The organism is Mesorhizobium sp. M1182, from assembly GCF_040318335.1.
GTDB lineage: Bacteria > Pseudomonadota > Alphaproteobacteria > Rhizobiales > Rhizobiaceae > Mesorhizobium.
In genome coordinates this window covers 1-532 of the sequence record NZ_JAMYMD010000089.1, presented here as the reverse complement: position 1 = coordinate 532, position 532 = coordinate 1, and the positions used below count along the sequence as shown (strand labels likewise).

General features: G+C 63.0%; 1 protein-coding gene. It reads right to left on the bottom strand.

The genetic code is table 11. The annotated features are described in order from the left end of the window. Positions 1 to 139: 139 nt before the first annotated feature. On the bottom strand, positions 140 to 532 hold a 393-nt coding region (locus tag NKH33_RS33180; RefSeq protein WP_352923752.1), incomplete at its 5' end, for a transposase.

Below are 532 nucleotides of genomic sequence, written 5' to 3'. Positions count from 1 at the left end.
GCCGATCGGATCCATATCACTACCGCGCGCTCGAAGCGCTCTGTGCTGAACTGGTTTTTCCGATCCGTCTCTCATCGACTGTCGCGCCATACCTCTCCGTGTGACCTTCCTACACCTGCGACGACCTCAGACCGAGCTGCTATGCTGCCACGGCCGGAGCCCTGTAGGTCCCACCTCTTGCCATGAGCGCCCAGACGATGCGGGCCATCTTGTTGGCAAGAGCGACGACCACAAGCATTGGCGGCTTGCGGGCGAGCATGCGCCCAAGCCACGATCCTTCCCGAATGCCTCGCCGACGAGCATGACGCACGACAGCGCTCGCTCCGATGATAAGCAGGCGCCGCAATGTACGCTCGCCCATCTTCGATGTTGCACCGAGCTTCTGTTTACCGCCGGTTGAGCGTTGCAGCGGCGTCAGGCCCAGCCAAGCGGCGAAGTCGCGCCCCTTTCGGAAGATTGCGGCGCAAGGCGCCAGTGCAACCAGAGCCGTTGCCGTTATCGGACCAACGCCGGGGATTGTTGCCAACCGCCG